Here is a 15924-nt window from a genome sequence, read left to right as displayed (position 1 = left end):
GACTCAGGGGGCGACCTTCTGCCCCTGGGCGTTGAACTGTTTCACGTAGGCGATAACGTCGGCGATATCCTGGTCTTTGCTGAGGCCGGCAAACGTCATCTTCGTGCCAGGCACGAGCTTGCGCGGCGCGCGCAGATAGGTCGTCAGCGTCGGCTCGTCCCAGGTCAGACCCGAATTCTTGTTCGCCGCGGAATAGCTGTAGCCCGGATACGTGCCTGCCGCCCGGCCGACGACCCCGTTCAAGACCGGACCCACCCCGTTCTTTGCATCAGGGCCGGCCTGGTGGCAGGCCATGCACCTCTTGAAGACGGCGGCGCCTACTTCTGGGTCGCCAGGGGATGGGTCCTGCGCATGCGCCGAGCCGGCTGCGGTGAGAATCGCGGCCGCCAATCCAAGCATGGACGATTTCATGGTTTTGCTCCTGTGACACCGCAGGCAAAACGATGGGCAGGGATGGAGAGGACACGCGCCCGCTCCGATCGGCGCTACGCAGCATCCAAAGCCAACCTCGGTGGATTTCCCGAAGCATAGTGCTCGCGCTTGTAATGCGGCAAACGAAATTCATTGGGCCTTAAGCGCAATTTTTTTGCTATATTCTGGTATCGACATGGAACTCGCCTGCACTTTTTTCGAGATCGTCAGAACAGGGAATTTCATTCGGGCCGCTGGATGTGGCTCAGACGACCGCGAGCGCACGAATCGCAACCTTGAGAAGCAACCAGGCCGGGCACTTTTCGTTCGTCACAAGGGCGGAGGCTAGCTCACCCCGATCGGCGAGCAGTTCTTGGTCAGCCTCGATGCGCGAAGCAGGGTGGTCAAAGCTATGTGCCGCAGCTTTCGTTTCGGTCTTGTCCATCTGTCGCCATTTTCGTCCCTCGCAGCAGATGATCACCGTCGAGGCTAGACCTACTCGGTGGGCTTGTTCTCAAGCTTGTTCAGGGCGATGGTCGCGTGCGCGTATGCCGCGCCTGCGCGCATCTCTGCAGCCACCCAGATCGCTTCCATGATCTCTTCCGGCGTCGCGCCTTCTCTTGTCGCCGCCTTAGTGTGACCCTCAATGCAGTAGGGGCATTGCGTGACATGTGCGACCGCTACGGCGATCAGCTGTTTCATTTTTCGTGGCAGCGCGCCTTCTTGAAAAAAAGTCTGGCTAAACTGACGGAAAGCCGATTCGGCTTCGGGCGCGAGGCTGCGTCGTTTCTCCGCCAACGCCTTTGTCAGCCTGGGATAAAGCTCTTCACTCATGACGTCTTCTCCGTGTAGTCCATGGATTCAAGCGGGCCGCCTGCCAGCCGGGACACTGCCCGGCCGTCATGACGTAGCAGCGAGGGGTGATGAGGCTCGAGCCCCTGAACGAAGTCCATCCGAGACCGGACCGGAGACGAGCCAGCTTGCTCCCAACGAGATCATCCGCTCAGGCCGCTTTGTGAGCCTCGAATCTCGGGAACAGCACGTTGTTCTCAAGGTGGATGTGCTCCATCACGTCGTCAACCAGCTTGGCCGTCCCAAGATAGAGAGCCTCCCAGGACCGACAAGCGCCGTCAGGCAGGACGAAGCTCCTGGCGATCGCTTCCAGGTGGCGCAGGTGCTCGCCATGCCGATCATGGTCGTGACGCATCTGTGCGATCGGGCGCGTGCTTCCGGCGTCGTCCCGTTGCCGCATGGATGGGAAGAGCGTCGTCTCCTCGGTCTGCATATGCTCCTCAAGTTCGCCCTGTATCGCCGCGAGCGCGTCGGCAAGGCCCCGCGGCGCCTCCGGATGGCCGGCATGGACAACCTCGACCTTCCGCGCCAGACGAATGAGCTCGGGCAGCTCGCGCCGATGCGCCTCGTGATAGCGGCTCACAATGTGGTCGATCAGCGCGTCGGTTGCGGCCGGCGCAGGAATGGATTTGCTCGGGTCGAGCGCGGCAAGCGCCTCCTCTACGGCAGCCACATCCACGCCGCGCTTGCGGACCGCTTCGGCCAAGATCGCGTCGCCGCCGCAGCAGAAGTCGAGCTTGAATTTGCGGAACACAGCGGTTGCCCCGGGCAACGTCGCGGCGATTTCGCCGATGGCGCGGTCTCTAAGCAGGTTCTCGGTAGTCATTCTTGTCATCCTTCGTAACGTGGGAATCTGAGGTCTGGAGGAAAGCGCTGCCGCTTGCCGCGGACAACGATTGTTGGCTGGCAATTCCGAGCTCCAGGCTATCGGCGATGCGCCCGGCACGTTCCATGGAGCGATCGGCTGCGGCCAGCGGCCGTTCGCCGTAGTCCACGATCGAGCGGCGCACGATCCTTCCTGCTTCGTCGACATTCAGGCGCGCGCGACGGCCCTTGCAGAAGAATGTGAGCCGGAATTGCCCTTCATGCTCCCCCTCGCCGCGCTCGCAGAGGCTGGTGATTTCGTTGCTGCGCATCAGGGCCTGAATGTCATATGGCTGTACGTCCAGAAGCTCGCTGAGCAGCGAAGCCTCGATCGTGAACATCCCCTCCTGTCGCTCCAGCTTCATCGGTCGCCTCTTCGCGCGTCCTACCAACTCAGCTTCGGGGTCAGCCGATGCAGCAGTACCTCGAAGCGACGCGCAGCCGTCGGATCGCTTGCTCTCAAGGCCACGCAGGCTTGTCCGGCAAGTCGGCAGGCGGTCTCCACCTCGCCTGCTCCCGCAAGCGCGGTAACGCTTTCCAAGAGGATCGTGGAAAGTCGCCCTTCCGACGCGGAACAATCGGTCGCGCTAGCTTCCGCCAAGTCACTTGCGCCTCGCCTCACCATCTTTCCCCGTCCCGTATCCCGAAATGGGCTTTGGCTTCGGGGCTCATCATCTCCGGCACCCAGCGCGGCTCATACGTGAGCTTCACATCGACGAACTCGATCCCTGGCACATCGCCCACCGCCTCGCCTGCTCCTTGCTTCAGGTAGTTCGTGGCCGGGCAACCGGGCGTTGTCGTGGTCATGATGATGTGGACGACGCCGCCCTCTTCCACGGCGACCTCATAGACGAGGCCGAGGTCGACGATGTTCCAGCCGAGCTCCGGATCGATCACCCGGCGCAGCGCTTCCCTGACAGGCTCGACAGCATCGGCCTTTCCGTCGGTTGGCGATGATGCGCGGGGCTGCCCCCCTGCTACAGGGCTTTGGCGCAGAACCGGCGCGCCCGACATGAGATGCTCCATGATCGTGCCGAGGATCGCCGGCTTGAGGTGCTGCCAGTCGCCGTTCGCCTTGGTGACGATGATCGAATCCCTCGCGAAGGACACGCCCGAGACGCCCGCTATTGCGAAGAGCCGCTCGGCGAGCGGCGAGATGGCCGCCTCCGCCTTGTCGCGCAGATCAAGCGTGCCTTCCGCCAAGACCTCGCAGCCCGGCAGAAATTTCAGTCGAGCTGGATCCGCTGTCGCCTCGGTCTGAATGAACATGGCTCGCGCGCTCCTTAGGAATGCTGGGCGGGACGCTGCCGCAGGCCCCGAGATGGCAGGCGCACGGCGATCATGCCGCTGCCTGCCGGGTCGCGCCGACCCGCACCAGGATCTTGTAGCTCTGGCCGTCAGGCTCGAAGCCGCCGCGCCAGGCGTGTCCGCGTTTAGCGAGTTCGGGAAGGAGGAAGGTCGGCTCGCGGCACAACAGCGCCGAGAGGACCTCACCCTCCTCCATGGTTTCCGTAGCAGCCAGGATCCGCACCATCGGCTCCGGAGGATCGAGTTCACGATTGTCGAGATGCCGCACGGGCTCGGGCCAGGTCGCAGCATCGGAAGTTGGCGCGGCGAATGGCTCGGTTTCCGCGGCGGAGGCGGATCGCGTCGGCCGGAACAGCACCTCCCAGTCACCGTCCTCGAGCTCCCTCTCTTCATGGCTGAAGCCCTTCGAGCCAAGCACGCCGAAGAGCGGAACCGGCTTGAACGTCACAAGGAGCCGAAGCCCCTGTCCGGGGGCGAGCGTGGCCACGGCCTCCATGATCTGTTGAAACGGCTCGCCGCCCGCCCGCAGGACCGGGCGAAGGTCGAGATCCAGAAAAGCCGCTTGCATGGCACTTGCCTCTTTTTTCAGTCAGGTTTGATGGGAAAGCGAGAACAGAAGTCTCGGTCTGCGCACCCCCTGCGGAAGCCGCAGGGCGGTTTCGACATCGACGAGACGCCGTGTCCGCACCAGGTGCGCGACAATTCCGGCCGTCGCGATCAGCAAGGCCGCGGCGCAGGCCTGGAACACGGGTGGATAGCCGACGATGAGCGCCGCGGTGCCAGCCCAGACCGAGAGGAAATAAAGCCAGAACCACTTGACCGCGCGCGGCTCGACGACGAGGTCCTGGACGCGCGGCGTCCGAACCTTGCCGAGCACCGGGCCGTAGCACTCGAGCCAGGTCAGAAACGCGACGATCTTGTAAAGTTGGGCGAGTCCAAGACCGGATAGCCAGCCGAAGGCGATCAGGAAGACGACGGCGCCGATGTGGTCCGCCAGTCGCCCGAGCGCAAGCAGGGCGCATATCAGCACGACGGACGCCGCAAGGGAGGCGAGCGCGAACGCCGCCATCCGGCCGTTGAGCTCGATATGCGCACGCTTGCGTCGCCTGTAGAGATGAACCACGTCGGCCCCATAGAGGGCGAGAGCCACGAGGCCCAGGCCGCCGGCGGCCAGCAAAACGAGTGCGAGGTTTCCGCGGAGAAGGATCGCCAGCACGCCACCTATGACCGCAACGGCGAGGGCCGTAGAACCGAGATAGAGCGCGGTCTTCGTGCTTCGGCGCTCGAGTTCCGGAGCCAGCATGAACATCGCGAGCAACCGGTAGCTGACGCCCATGGCGGCGAACGTGAGCCAGCCGCCGAGCCCTGCGATCACATGAAGAGGCAAGCCGGTCGCGGTCAGAGCGACGAACGGCTCATAGGCCGTCAACCCGCCGAGCACCAGCGCGAAGATGATCCCCAATGTCGCTGTCGCTGCGACGCTCGCGAGGCCGACGATGACGAACAGTGCCGGCAAGGATCGCGTCTGCGCGGCCCAGAGCGTGCGCGCCAGATTCCACAAGACGAGCGCGAAACCTAAACCCAACAGCGCGCCGGCTAGCGCGAAGAACGGTGGTGCAGGACTGACGCGGCCAGCAAGCTGCAGAAAACCGAGGATCAATGCTGCGAGGCCTGCGATAAGCGAGACGAGCGCCGGCAGCGGCAGCATGTCGTTGTGAAGTGGCTGCGCAACGAGAACGGGGACGAACTGGAACAGCGCTCCACACATCAGAAGGCTGAGCCAGCCGATCGCCACAAGATGGACGAGGATCAGTGTTTCGGGCGCCTGCAGTTCGGCACGGGGGAAGCCGTACCCGAGCGTCATCAGGGCTTCTGCCGCGACAAGGAAAAGGAGCGCTGCTGCAAAATAGGACATCGTCCATCTGGAGAGCGAAGCACCGATCATAGTCACCTCTTTCTGGAGCCTCGCGCCGGCACAATGAACCGACGCGAGGCTCCAGGGTCGAACTCAAGCGGCCTTTGCGAGCTTGCCGATCTCGACCCGCCACACCGCTGGTCCACGTTCGAGATACGTCCAAGAAAACTGCTTCGGATATTCCGCTTCGAGCTGATAGTAGAGCGGCTTCGGGTCGTGATCGTTGACGAGGATGAATGAGCCGCCAGGCGCCAGCTGGTTGACCAGTTGGAAGATTTTTGCGTGCCGCTGCGCGGGCACGAGGGTGCGCACGTCGACCACGTTGTTGGGGTCCGATGCTGTGGTGGGGTTCGTCATGAAAAGCTCCTTGGTCGCTGGATTGGTCTGAGCGGCCTGACGATGGCGACCTCTTTCGCCGGCCGTTTCAAGGTGAAGCCAGCTCTGGAATGCTGGCCCTTGCAATAGGTCTCGGCGGCATCGCTGGATTTGCCTTGTTCATTGCCACCGCCCTCGCGTCCTGGTGTGACCCGGGTTGTCCGCTAATGTTTCGCCAAAAACATATATTGTCAATATATCTTTTTCGTACGCCGATGTGTCGACGCTCCCATGTTGCCGGCATCAGGTTCGAGATGACGCGGCGTGGCCGGCATCGCGTCAACATCCACCTTCTTGACGCTTAAAGATATATTTCATATGTATCTTTTACGATGCCCGGAGCAACGGGAAGGAGAACGCGATGCTGCTTCAGCTGTTCGAAGCCAGAGACTCGCCGGATCGCGACGATATTCATGCATTCGACCGGCGGACAAAGAGTCACGACAAGCGGGAGGCTGCCTCGGCGGATGCGGCTACGGTGATCGCGAGCCATATGAGCCGTGCTCTCATGTCAGCCGTGGACCATACACCTGAATTCGATTTGGACGACCTTGTGGAACGGTTGGTCGCGGTTTTCCGCAGGCACCCGCACGTCAGCAACGTGAAGACCCATATTAGCGGCGCGCGATGGGGGCGCATCGCCCAGGCTCTCCGCGCCATCCTCGGTCCGGCCGGCATACGGGAGGATCTTTCGCCGCTCGCTCAAAACATTGTCGAACTGATGTGGGCCGAGCGCGGTGTCGCCGGGCGGATCCTCAAGCCCTATCTGCACGAACAGTTTGTCAGCATTCTGCCAAGGCCCGTTGCCGATCACCTGTTGGGTCAGATCGCCGGCCTCTGCGGAGCGCCACAAGCCGGCATTGCGCACCGGGGGCTGGCACCATCGAACGCCGCGCTTGTGCAGTCGCATTAGGGGGGTGCAAGTGATGGAAACGACGAGCCGGATCAGGGACGAGCGCGTGATCGACGTGCGTGAGATCAGCCCGCGCCTCCGACATACGGTGATCTTCCAGCTCTTCGGGCACCTCGACGAGACGAGTTCGCTTCAGCTCATCGCCGATCATGATGCGCGGCCGCTGCGCCTTCAGCTTGAAGCGAGGCATGGCGAGCGTTGCCTGTGGACCTATCTCGAACAAGGTCCCGACGTCTGGCGGGTCCGGCTGCACCGTCGTCACCTACGCTGCTGTATTCGCACATCTTGCCGCGCGGTTTGATGCCACATTTGCCGGGTCACCTGCCTGCTCGCAGCGGGCCCCGAACACCATCGCCGCCGCGCCGCCAGGAAGCGGAACGTAGAGCAACCTCGCGGCCCGAGGATACCCATCATGCCGCCCGGCATGTTCTTGTCGCAGCCGCCCAGCACCAGCACGCCGTCCATCCACTGGCCCTGAACCGACATCTCCACGCAATCGGCGATCACCTCGCGCGAAACCAGCGAATACTTCATGCCTTCCGTACCCATCGACATGCCGTCGGAGATGGTGGGCGTGCCGAACATCTGCGGGTTGGCTCCAGCGGCCTTGATGGCGACGGCGGCGGCATCGGACAGTGGCTGAGGACCGGGGTTGCAGGGCGTGATGGTGGAATGGCCGTTGGCGATCCCGATCATCGGCTTGTCGAAATCGCTCTTCTCGTAACCCAGCGCGTAGTACATGGCCCGGTTAGGGGAGCGAGCAACCCCTTGCGCGATATGTCTTGAGCGTTCGTTGAAAGGCACGGCGGGAACCTCGATAGCAAATGGCCAAAGGCCGTGGGTGACGGCGGGCCACGCATCGAAGCACAAGCGCTTCAAAAACAGATATTTCCGGTGTATCTTATGGCCGTTGAGGCCGCAATCGTTTTGCGAGGAAACGGCGATGAAGTCATTCCTACCTATGAATTGGGGAGTCGCGCCCGGCTCGAAGGTCGCGCGCGGCCGCAAGTGGCCTACAGCCGGAGCGCGAGCCAGGACACGCAGCTTCGAGATCTATCGCTACGATCCGGAACCGGGAAGCGGTCCGCGAATCGACGTCTACGACGTCGACCGCGATGACTGCGGCCCGATGGTCCTGGATGCCCTGGTCAAGATCAAGAACGAGGTGGACCCGACCTTGACGTTTCGCCGCTCCTGCCGCGAAGGCGTCTGCGGCTCGTGCAGCATGAACATCGACGGCAGGAACTGGCTTGCCTGCACGCAGGCGATCGATGACATCGAGGGGTCTGTTTCCACTCAGCCATATGCGCGTGATCAAGGATCTGGTGGTCGACCAGACGCATCTCTTCGAGCAGCACAAGCTCATACAGCCGTGGTTGCGCGCGGACGGACCGCCGCCTGAACGCGAGCGTCTGCAATCGCCGGAGGAACGCGCCAAGCTCGACGGCTATTACGAATGCATCCTGTGTTTTTCTTGCACTGGTGGATGTCCGAGCTATTGGTGGAACGGCGATCGCTATCTGGGCCCTGCCGTCCTCCTGCAGGCGTATCGGTGGCTGATCGACAGCCGCGACGAGGCGACCGGGGAACGGCTTGACGAGCTCGAGGATCCGTTCCGGCTCTATCGCTGCCATACCATCATGAACTGCACGAAGACGTGCCCGAAGGGGCTTGAGCCCGCCAAGGCGATCGCCGAAATCAAGGCGATGCTCGTCACGCGCCGACAGTGAATGGCTGGATATGAAGCAAAGCAATACCCCACCTAGGGAAAGACCGCTAGCGCCGGATCTGCAGACCTACAGGCCGACGCTGACTATGGTCATGTCGATCGTGCACCGGGCCACCGGCGCGGTCCTTTACGTCGGCTTTATCGCGATGGCCGCATGGCTCCTGGCTTTGGCCAGCGGCCCGGAAGCCTATGGACTGGCCAGAAAAGCGCTTGGATCGCCGGTTGGTCTGGTGGTCCTGTTCGGCTTCACCTGGGCGCTTCTTCACCATGCGTTCGGCGGCATCCGGCATCTTGTGTGGGACCTCGGCGTTGCACACACCTACCCTTGGCGCGAATATCTGACCAGGGCCACACTGTTCGCCTCGTTGGCCTGCACGGTTCTGTTCTGGCTCAGCTTGGCGCTGTTTCATACAGGTTCGCCATGAAGCCGATGCGTTCAGGACTGGCCCGCGCTAGGGGCTTGGGCTCGGCCAAGGGAGGAACCGAGGAATTCTGGCGGCAGCGCGTCACCTCCGTGCTCGGCCTTCCGATCGTTATCGGGCTGATGGCGGCCTTCTGGCTCCTAGCGGGCGCCGACTATTCGTCCGCGCGCCGTTTGGTTGGAAACCCGATCGTGGCGGTCGTTGTCGCGTTGGCCCTCCTCAACTTTGCCGTCCATATGCGGTTGGGTGCGCAGGTCATCATCGAGGACTACATCCACAGGCCTGTCCTCAAGCCGTTCCTGCTGATGGCAAACATTGGAATTGCCTACGGCGCAGCGACCGTCGCTATCCTGGCGCTGGTTAAACTCTCCGCTTTCGGCTGAAATGGCTGCCGCTTAGCGATAGCCGACGCACATGACGTAGTCCCTGAGAAGCTCTTCCTCATATTCGACTTCTGACAAGAGCATCTCCAAGGCGTCCCTGGCGAACAGCAAACCGATCGGCTTGCGCTCCGCGTCCACGACCGGGACGCTGCGCAGGCCTCTTTCCTTCATGGTCGACCAGACCTCGTGCAGCCAGTCCTTCGGCTCGCAGGAGACCACGTTCCTGGTCATGACGGCCGTGCAGGCCGTCGTGCACGCGCATCCCTGGCAATGGCGTATCTGACGCACGATATCCGTTCGGGTGATGATGCCGGCCATCGCGCCGGCGGCATCGCACACGACGACCATATGCTTGGTATCGTCGGAAAGAAGCGATGCGGCTTCCGTAAGCTGCCGGTCGTCACCGATCAGAAGCAGGCGGTCGCGAATTTTCGCCAGCAAGTTGTCGATCCGTATCATGTCATCGCCGTCCAATTGATATCCAAGCAACCACCGAAACTCGCCGGACTATACAGCGTAAGGCGCTCGCGATCCGCCGATATCAGTCATGGCCAGCGTACAACAATTAGTGACATCACGCGTTCATTTGACCCGACAGGCTATCCGCCTGTGCGACGCTGTTGGCCCGGCAAGACGGCTTGCCAAAAGTCGATTGTTGAGCGCCTTGTAACGTTTCCCGTGCAATCGATATTCAGACGCGCCCTGTAGGTGCCATAGAAGAAGCTCAATCGATATTCGCCCTCATCTACCGCGAATCAGAGAGCTTTCGATGAAGTGGGGCCGGCGCCGCACCCGATCCAAGCCGGGGGATCGCTGGCAGGGAAAGATTCCCATGAAGCCTGCGCCACCTCGTCCCACTCGATTTCAGCGTCGCTGGAGGTTGACCGAGGTTTTGGCGGCTGGTGCGACCCATTTTCCGGTAGAGCCTTATGATCATGCGGCATCGTCAGTCTCCTAGTCGCCTATAAAGATACATTATATATACATCTTAATGTCACGGCTGCAAGGAATCCGGCAAAGATAAAGAACCTGTCGCCGGCCACGCGTGCATTTTTGCCACTGGCTTGTTGCCGTCTCGGCGATGAGGCCCGAGACCCCCCGAATGGCAAGAGGGGCTATGCGGCCACGACCCATCGCAAGATCGTTTGCACAGCCGAAAGGCCGGGATATTCCGATTTCCGGATCAGCGTCAGAGGCTGGAACCAGAGATCGTCGTCAGCCTCGTCGAGAAATGCCCGTACGGCACCGGAAAAGTCGCCCACGGACATCGAGAGGCCTGCGCCGCACGTTCAGCGACCTTTGCTGCGAGATCGGGACGGAGGGTCGACAGGACATCGGCAACCACCTCCGGCCGCTCCAACGAGGCGATCAAATCTCCGAGCATCTTGCGCCTCTGCCCGTTGAGTTCGTGGTCCCGGCATCAATTTCGAGAATGTAGCCCTGTTTAACTGGAACCAAAGCTTTCAAGGCCGGGATGATAGACCCAAGGCATGGAAGTGATCTTTATCGTCAGCTCCAGACCAATGCCCGTCAAGCCGCAATTGTAGGCTGAGCCGCCCTTCCTGATATCAGTATTGGTGAGCCCAGGAACTCCTTGTCGGCACCGCATGGTCAGGTTCAACTGTCCCACGTCGAGACCAACCGACATATCTGCTCAAACCAGCCAGGCAACCAGGAGCATCCCGACCACGATCAGCACAAGGCCGCCGACCAGCATAGGCAGCAAAGAGCTTTCGCGCTGGCCATCCTGCTGGTCGTCCTGGTCGAAGCCGCTCATGTCAATTCTTCCCGTGTTCGTCTCAATGTCGGCGCTACTGCACTCGCCTGCTCAACCGATGCAGCAACACGTTGAATTTCCGTCATTGGGCGGGGTTGGAGATGCGCGACGCGGCACGGGCGTTTCCTGCCTGGCGGCAGGCGGCATCGGCCTGCCTTGTCTTCTGGTGCCTCTGCATGGGCACCAGGCTGCGGACATCTATCTCGTTTGGAACGGTCATTGGGTCATCCCTAATTGCGTTGATGAGCGGGAGGCAACCCGATTGCTCGCCGCCCTCGGCGGCGCTGCACCCATCGCGTTTCGCTCCGGTCGGCGATAGTCGGCGACAAAACATACATTGTCAATATATGTTCTATCGATCACCAGGGCAATCGCTTCAGGTTAACGGCTGGTGCGCGTTGGTTGCGAATATGATTCATGAGGTGCTTCGTGATTTGCGGAGCGCTCGATGTCACACCATGCTTCCCGTTCGTGTCCGATCCTGGATCATTTTTCGGCGCTGTCGGATCCGCGCCAGCGATGGCGGGTGGTCTATCCCTTGCCGGAGATCCTGCTTCTGGTGCTGTGCGCAACCCTGTGCGGCATGGATGACTTCGTGGAGACCCGGCTGTGGGGCAAGCAGCGGCTCGATTTTCTGCGCCGCTTCCTGCCCTATGAGCGCGGCATTCCGGCCCACGACACGCTCAACGACGTGATCAACGCACTCGATGCGGAACTGTTCAAGGCCTGCTTCACAAGCTGGGTCGAGACCTTGCGGGAGGCCGCGCCCGACATCGTCGCCATCGACGGCAAGACCTCGCGACGCAGCCATGCGCGGAGCAAGGGCCGCGAGCCGCTGCACATGGTCTCGGCCTGGGCCGCGCGCCAGCGCCTCGTGCTGGGACAGGAGGCAACCGACGTCAAATCCAACGAGATCACCGCCATTCCGCTGCTGCTCGAACGCTTGGAACTGACCGGCGCACTGGTCACCATCGACGCCATGGGAACCCAGACAGGGATCGCCGAGACCATAGTCAGGCGCGGCGGCGACTATCTCCTGGCGCTCAAGGCCAACCGGCCAGCCACCTTGGCCGAGGTCGAACGCTTCTTTGCCGATCCCGGACGGACCTGCTCCAGGACCCCTTCGAAACCGTCGACAACGATCATGGCCGCCTCGAACGCCGCCGCCACCGCGTCTGCCACGACATCGGCTGGCTGTTCTCAGACCGCCGCTATCCCGGCGAGCCGCGCTTTCCCCATCTGGCCATGATCGGCATGGTCGAGACCAATGTCGAGCGCAATGGCAAGACCGAGCACGAGCGGCGCTACTATCTCTCCTCCGCCAAGCTCGACACCCACACCTTCGCCCATGCCGTACGCGCCCACTGGCATGTCGAGAATAGGCTCCACTGGGTTCTCGACGTCGTCTTCCATGACGACCTCGCCCGGCTCAGAACAGGCCACGGGCCGCAAAACATGGCCGTCGTCAAGCACATGGCCATGAACCTCGTGCGAAACCCAAAGGACAAACACAGCCTCAAGGTCCGCCGAAAACTCGCCAATCTCGATCCAGACTACCTCGAAACCATCGTCCGTCACAAAACAGCGTTAACCTGAAGCGATTCCCCTGTATCGATCACTGCGCCCACGGCCTTGCAAAACATACATCTCCAGCGCATCTTTCCGTTGGATGGGCTAAACTGCGCTGGTGACCGGCAAAAGGATTTTGGATGAGACTGACGGATTTCTCCGACTACTCGCTTCGCGTGCTCATGTACGCGGCGGCCAGGGACGGTCAGCTGATCACCATTGAGGAAACCGCTCAGGTCTACGGAATCTCGCGCGCGCACCTGATGAAGGTGGCCAACCAACTGACCCGCGCCGGGTTCCTGAGGGCGGTGCGCGGCCGTTCCGGCGGTCTGGCGCTTGCCAAGACGCCGGGCCAGATCCGGCTCGGCGACGTGTTGCGGGTGACGGAGCCCGACTTTGCGCTGGTCGAATGCTTCAGGAGCGACAACAGCTGCCTGATCACCCCACGCTGCCGCTTGCGCGGAATGCTGAAGGAGGCGCTCGCGGCCTTCGCGGGGACGCTCGACCGCTACACACTGGCCGATCTTCTGCTCCGCCCCGAGGATTTCGGAATCAAGCCGGCAGCGTAAGCGCCTACAGCCCGCGCCGCTTCACCTGGTCGCATCGCCTGCCCTTGCCGGAACCGCTTAAAAAAGATATATTGTAAATGTATCTTTCATTCGATGGTGATCGCCTTGCTGCCCCTGTTGCTCGCTCAAGCATTGCGCACCTTCCATGGTTTGCTGCCAGCCTTCACGCCATGGGAGCCGGCGCTCGGCCTGTCACGCCAGGAGCGGCTCGGCCTGATCTTCTCGGCCATCGAGCGCTGCGGCGCCGATTGCCCCGCCTGCGCGATCTGGGCGCTGGAGCAGGACAGATGGCATGCGGCATTGGATCGAAGCTGAACGAAAGGAAGCAATCATGCCGACCAATTCGCACGATTTCATCCGACCTGCGGATGCATCCGAGCGCGCGTACCTCGAATCCCTGGTTCGCGCGGATTACGACAAGAGCCACCCCGGCGAAACCTTCGACGACATGAAGCGCCGCGTATCCTTTTCCAGAGAGGACCAGGGCCTCTATCGCGACTGGATCGCCCTTGCCGCGGCACGCGCCGAGGCCACGCAGGCTGCCGAGGCAATGCCGATTGCCGCCTGAGATACTCGCAATCGAGCGATCCCTTTTAGTCGATGCGTCCAGAGGACGGCGCTCGCTCCCAGGCGCGGTCATCCGACACGGCGGTGCTTCGAAGAGACAGACAGAATGACTTACGTCGTTACCGACAACTGCATCAAATGCAAGTACATGGACTGCGTCGAAGTGTGTCCAGTGGACTGCTTCTACGAGGGCGAGAACATGCTCGTCATCCATCCGGACGAGTGCATCGATTGCGGCGTTTGCGAACCCGAGTGTCCGGCGGAAGCCATCTTCCCCGACACGGATTCCTCGGTCGCGCAGGCATGGCTCGCGCTCAATCATCAATATGCGTCGTCCTGGCCCAACATAACGCGCAGGAAGACACCGCCCGCCGACGCTGACGCCTGGAACGGGGTGCCGGAAAAGTTCGATGCCCATTTCAGCGGCAAGGCCGGCGAGAGCGAATGATATCGCGGTCTTTCCGTTACCACGGCTCCGATCGAGACAAATCGGCACCGTCCAATCGAGCGACGGCATCAGGAACGGCCTGCCGGGCCGATTTCGACACTCGTGTCGAATGGATGCCGTTGCTCTCGACTTAGTAAATGCAACCGCCTCGCGGCATCGCCTCCCGGCCGCAAGGCATTTGGTCTTCCGCAAAGAAGCCGAGCGGAGACTCGACCATGATTCGGCGCTGCATCGGAGGTGAAAAGGGCCATGCAACCATCCGTTCTGCAAAAATATGGCGAGGCGCGTCTGCCACGCTACACTAGCTACCCGCCATCGCCTGAGTTCTCGCCTTCGGTCAGCTCCGACGCCTATGCCGGATGGCTATCAAGCCTACCGTCGGCGGCCCCCGCTTCGCTCTATCTACACATCCCGTTCTGCCGCTCGATGTGCTGGTATTGCGGTTGCCACACCACGATAACCGCCAAGGATCAGCCTGTCGTCGAGTATCTGAACCTGCTGCGCAAGGAGGTCGACATGGTCGCCACCCTAGCGCCGCAGCCGCTTCAGGTCGACAGGGTGCATTTCGGCGGCGGCAAGCCCACCATCGTCGCGCCATCGGATTTCATCGCCCTGGCGGATCTCCTTCGTAATCGCTTCGGGTTCGCCGACGCAGCGGAAATCGCTGTCGAGATCGATCCGCGCACGCTGACGATCGAGATGGCAGGTGCCCTGGGAGGCGCCGGGGTCAGCCGCGCCAGCCTGGGCGTGCAGAGCTTCGACCCTGTCGTCCAGAGGGCGGTAAACCGCGTCCAGAGCGAGGAGACGACGATCGAGGCGGTCGACCGGCTGCGCCTGTCGGGCGTAGGCAGCATCAATTTCGACTTGATCTACGGCCTTCCGCATCAGACCGTCCGTTCCTGCATCGACACGGCCAGCATGGCGGCAGCCATGCGACCCGACCGGGTCGCGGTGTTCGGCTACGCGCATGTGCCGTCCTTCAAGAAACACCAGCGCATGATCGATGAAACGGCCCTGCCCGACGGCATCGCTCGCATCGAACAGGCGCTGGCTATAGCCGAAGCGCTGGTTGCCGCGGGCTACGTCCAGATCGGACTGGACCATTTTGCGCTCCCTGACGACGATCTTGCCCAGTCAGAGGCGATGGGAAAGCTGCGGCGCAACTTCCAAGGCTACACCACCGACAATTGCGAAACGCTGATCGGATTCGGCGCTTCTGCCATAGGTCGCACCCATCACGGCTACGTGCAGAACCAAGTCGGCCTCGGCCTCTATGCCGACTCGATCACTTCCGAGCGGCTGGCGACCGCCAGGGGCTGCCAGCTGACTGCCGAGGACCGCCTGCGCGCAGAGATCATCGAGCGCCTGATGTGCGAATTCAAGGCCGACGTGCCGGCGATCTGCCGGCGACACGGGTTCGACCCGGCTGGGCTGCTCGCGGGCAACAGGAGACTTTTCGAACTTGCCGAGGATGGCGTGGTCGATCTGGCCGAAGGCATCATCCGGGTTCGGCGTGACCATCGGTTCCTGGTTCGCGCGGCGGCGGCGGCCTTCGATGCCTATCTGCATCGGTCAGTCCGCAGCCACGGCCAAGCCGCCTAACGATTGGCTTGGCAAGAATCCGGGCTTGGCTGACACAGCCGAAGCGAAACGACCAGGCCGGCGAGTGCCAGGCCATTGATGCAAGTTGACGTGTTCTGGACGTTCGTCTGGTGCGGATCCGCCTAGTGGAATCATGAAACTCCGAAGCGATCCCGGGCGCGAAGTCGAGCACATAACTTCAGGGCGCGAACGAGTTGTTTGCGCCAGCGCAAACTTGCGG

General features: G+C 61.9%; 22 protein-coding genes and 3 pseudogenes. 11 read left to right on the top strand and 14 right to left on the bottom strand.

The features are described from left to right. Positions 1 to 3: 3 nt before the first annotated feature. The 9 genes from AB4136_RS06615 to AB4136_RS06575 form a co-directional block, all read right to left on the bottom strand. Positions 4 to 411 (bottom strand): c-type cytochrome, encoded by a 408-nt coding sequence (locus AB4136_RS06615; RefSeq protein WP_441930719.1) that lies wholly within the window; start codon positions 409 to 411, stop codon positions 4 to 6. 265 nt (positions 412 to 676) lie between these two features. Next, entirely contained in the window at positions 677 to 856 is a 180-nt protein-coding gene (locus AB4136_RS06610) for a hypothetical protein (RefSeq protein ID WP_441930717.1), read from the bottom strand. A 50-nt stretch (positions 857 to 906) separates the two neighbouring features. Then, complete coding sequence (locus AB4136_RS06605) at positions 907 to 1245, bottom strand: carboxymuconolactone decarboxylase family protein (RefSeq protein WP_441930715.1); 339 nt, start codon at positions 1243 to 1245, stop codon at positions 907 to 909. A gap of 169 nt (positions 1246 to 1414) precedes the next feature. Continuing rightward, positions 1415 to 2089, bottom strand: coding sequence for an iron-sulfur cluster repair protein YtfE (gene ytfE / locus AB4136_RS06600; protein WP_441930713.1), 675 nt, complete (start codon positions 2087 to 2089; stop codon positions 1415 to 1417). Further along, positions 2067 to 2492: a DUF6522 family protein gene (locus AB4136_RS06595; RefSeq protein WP_441930711.1), complete on the bottom strand. Its 426-nt coding sequence runs from the start codon at positions 2490 to 2492 to the stop codon at positions 2067 to 2069. Before AB4136_RS06595 ends, ytfE begins: the two co-directional genes overlap by 23 nt. A gap of 253 nt (positions 2493 to 2745) precedes the next feature. Beyond that, the gene (locus AB4136_RS06590) at positions 2746 to 3396 is read right to left on the bottom strand and encodes a NifU N-terminal domain-containing protein (RefSeq protein WP_441930709.1); all 651 of its coding nucleotides are present in this window, start codon (positions 3394 to 3396) and stop codon (positions 2746 to 2748) included. Positions 3397 to 3466: 70 nt separating this feature from the next. After that, complete coding sequence (locus tag AB4136_RS06585) at positions 3467 to 4003, bottom strand: DUF2249 domain-containing protein (RefSeq protein WP_441930707.1); 537 nt, start codon at positions 4001 to 4003, stop codon at positions 3467 to 3469. A gap of 21 nt (positions 4004 to 4024) precedes the next feature. After that, positions 4025 to 5230 (bottom strand): hypothetical protein, encoded by a 1206-nt coding sequence (locus tag AB4136_RS06580; RefSeq protein WP_441930705.1) that lies wholly within the window; start codon positions 5228 to 5230, stop codon positions 4025 to 4027. A 213-nt stretch (positions 5231 to 5443) separates the two neighbouring features. Further along, positions 5444 to 5707 (bottom strand): DUF2249 domain-containing protein, encoded by a 264-nt coding sequence (locus tag AB4136_RS06575; RefSeq protein WP_441930703.1) that lies wholly within the window; start codon positions 5705 to 5707, stop codon positions 5444 to 5446. Positions 5708 to 6086: 379 nt separating this feature from the next. Between AB4136_RS06575 and AB4136_RS06570 the strand changes: the two genes are divergently transcribed. Both AB4136_RS06570 and AB4136_RS06565 read left to right on the top strand, forming a co-directional pair. Beyond that, positions 6087 to 6638: a hypothetical protein gene (locus AB4136_RS06570; protein WP_441930701.1), complete on the top strand. Its 552-nt coding sequence runs from the start codon at positions 6087 to 6089 to the stop codon at positions 6636 to 6638. A gap of 13 nt (positions 6639 to 6651) precedes the next feature. Continuing rightward, positions 6652 to 6939, top strand: a complete 288-nt coding sequence (locus AB4136_RS06565) for a DUF2249 domain-containing protein (RefSeq protein WP_441930959.1) — start codon at positions 6652 to 6654, stop codon at positions 6937 to 6939. On the opposite strand, the gene AB4136_RS06560 is transcribed toward AB4136_RS06565, so the two are convergent. Then, complete coding sequence (locus AB4136_RS06560) at positions 6897 to 7646, bottom strand: dihydroxy-acid dehydratase domain-containing protein (RefSeq protein WP_441930699.1); 750 nt, start codon at positions 7644 to 7646, stop codon at positions 6897 to 6899. The genes AB4136_RS06565 and AB4136_RS06560 overlap by 43 nt on opposite strands. Here AB4136_RS06560 and AB4136_RS06555 point away from each other — a divergent pair. The 3 genes and pseudogenes from AB4136_RS06555 to sdhD all read left to right on the top strand — a co-directional run bounded on the left by AB4136_RS06555 (position 7600) and on the right by sdhD (position 9172). Then, positions 7600 to 8368: pseudogene (locus AB4136_RS06555) on the top strand (succinate dehydrogenase iron-sulfur subunit). The gene AB4136_RS06560 and the pseudogene AB4136_RS06555 sit on opposite strands and share 47 nt — an antisense overlap. A 10-nt stretch (positions 8369 to 8378) precedes the next feature. After that, positions 8379 to 8792: a succinate dehydrogenase, cytochrome b556 subunit gene (sdhC, locus tag AB4136_RS06550; protein WP_441930697.1), complete on the top strand. Its 414-nt coding sequence runs from the start codon at positions 8379 to 8381 to the stop codon at positions 8790 to 8792. Beyond that, a complete protein-coding gene (gene sdhD / locus AB4136_RS06545; RefSeq protein WP_441930695.1) occupies positions 8789 to 9172 on the top strand; it encodes a succinate dehydrogenase, hydrophobic membrane anchor protein in 384 nt (127 codons plus the stop codon). The genes sdhC and sdhD overlap by 4 nt, the downstream gene beginning before the upstream one ends. Before the next feature lie 12 nt (positions 9173 to 9184). Here sdhD and AB4136_RS06540 read toward each other — a convergent pair whose 3' ends face one another. The 4 genes and pseudogenes from AB4136_RS06540 to AB4136_RS06525 form a co-directional block, all read right to left on the bottom strand. Further along, on the bottom strand, positions 9185 to 9631 hold the full coding sequence (locus tag AB4136_RS06540) for a CBS domain-containing protein (protein ID WP_441930693.1): 447 nt from the start codon (positions 9629 to 9631) through the stop codon (positions 9185 to 9187). 140 nt (positions 9632 to 9771) lie between these two features. Beyond that, positions 9772 to 9906 (bottom strand): annotated as a pseudogene (locus AB4136_RS06535) (DUF6522 family protein); the annotation flags it as partial. A 920-nt stretch (positions 9907 to 10826) separates the two neighbouring features. Then, positions 10827 to 10949 (bottom strand): hypothetical protein, encoded by a 123-nt coding sequence (locus AB4136_RS06530; RefSeq protein ID WP_441930691.1) that lies wholly within the window; start codon positions 10947 to 10949, stop codon positions 10827 to 10829. Between the two features lie 82 nt (positions 10950 to 11031). Next, positions 11032 to 11169: a hypothetical protein gene (locus AB4136_RS06525; RefSeq protein ID WP_441930689.1), complete on the bottom strand. Its 138-nt coding sequence runs from the start codon at positions 11167 to 11169 to the stop codon at positions 11032 to 11034. Positions 11170 to 11397: 228 nt separating this feature from the next. Here AB4136_RS06525 and AB4136_RS06520 point away from each other — a divergent pair. The 6 genes and pseudogenes from AB4136_RS06520 (at position 11398) to hemN (ending at position 15704) form a co-directional block, all read left to right on the top strand. Further along, positions 11398 to 12545: pseudogene (locus AB4136_RS06520) on the top strand (ISAs1 family transposase). Positions 12546 to 12658: 113 nt separating this feature from the next. Further along, positions 12659 to 13087, top strand: coding sequence for an Rrf2 family transcriptional regulator (locus tag AB4136_RS06515; protein ID WP_441930687.1), 429 nt, complete (start codon positions 12659 to 12661; stop codon positions 13085 to 13087). A gap of 105 nt (positions 13088 to 13192) precedes the next feature. Beyond that, positions 13193 to 13402 carry a hypothetical protein gene (locus AB4136_RS06510; RefSeq protein ID WP_441930685.1) on the top strand — a complete coding sequence of 70 codons (210 nt, stop codon included), beginning with the start codon at positions 13193 to 13195 and terminating at the stop codon, positions 13400 to 13402. Between the two features lie 16 nt (positions 13403 to 13418). Further along, the gene (locus AB4136_RS06505; RefSeq protein WP_441930683.1) at positions 13419 to 13655 is read left to right on the top strand and encodes a hypothetical protein; all 237 of its coding nucleotides are present in this window, start codon (positions 13419 to 13421) and stop codon (positions 13653 to 13655) included. 105 nt (positions 13656 to 13760) lie between these two features. Further along, positions 13761 to 14102, top strand: coding sequence for a ferredoxin FdxA (gene fdxA, locus AB4136_RS06500; protein ID WP_441930681.1), 342 nt, complete (start codon positions 13761 to 13763; stop codon positions 14100 to 14102). A 249-nt stretch (positions 14103 to 14351) separates the two neighbouring features. Next, positions 14352 to 15704, top strand: a complete 1353-nt coding sequence (gene hemN, locus AB4136_RS06495; RefSeq protein ID WP_441930679.1) for an oxygen-independent coproporphyrinogen III oxidase — start codon at positions 14352 to 14354, stop codon at positions 15702 to 15704. The last annotated feature ends 220 nt before the right edge of the window (positions 15705 to 15924 follow it).

This window comes from Mesorhizobium sp. 2RAF21 (assembly GCF_052115345.1).
GTDB lineage: Bacteria > Pseudomonadota > Alphaproteobacteria > Rhizobiales > Rhizobiaceae > Mesorhizobium > Mesorhizobium terrae.
Note: the sequence above shows the minus strand (reverse complement) of the source record. Positions and strands in the feature narration are given on the sequence as shown.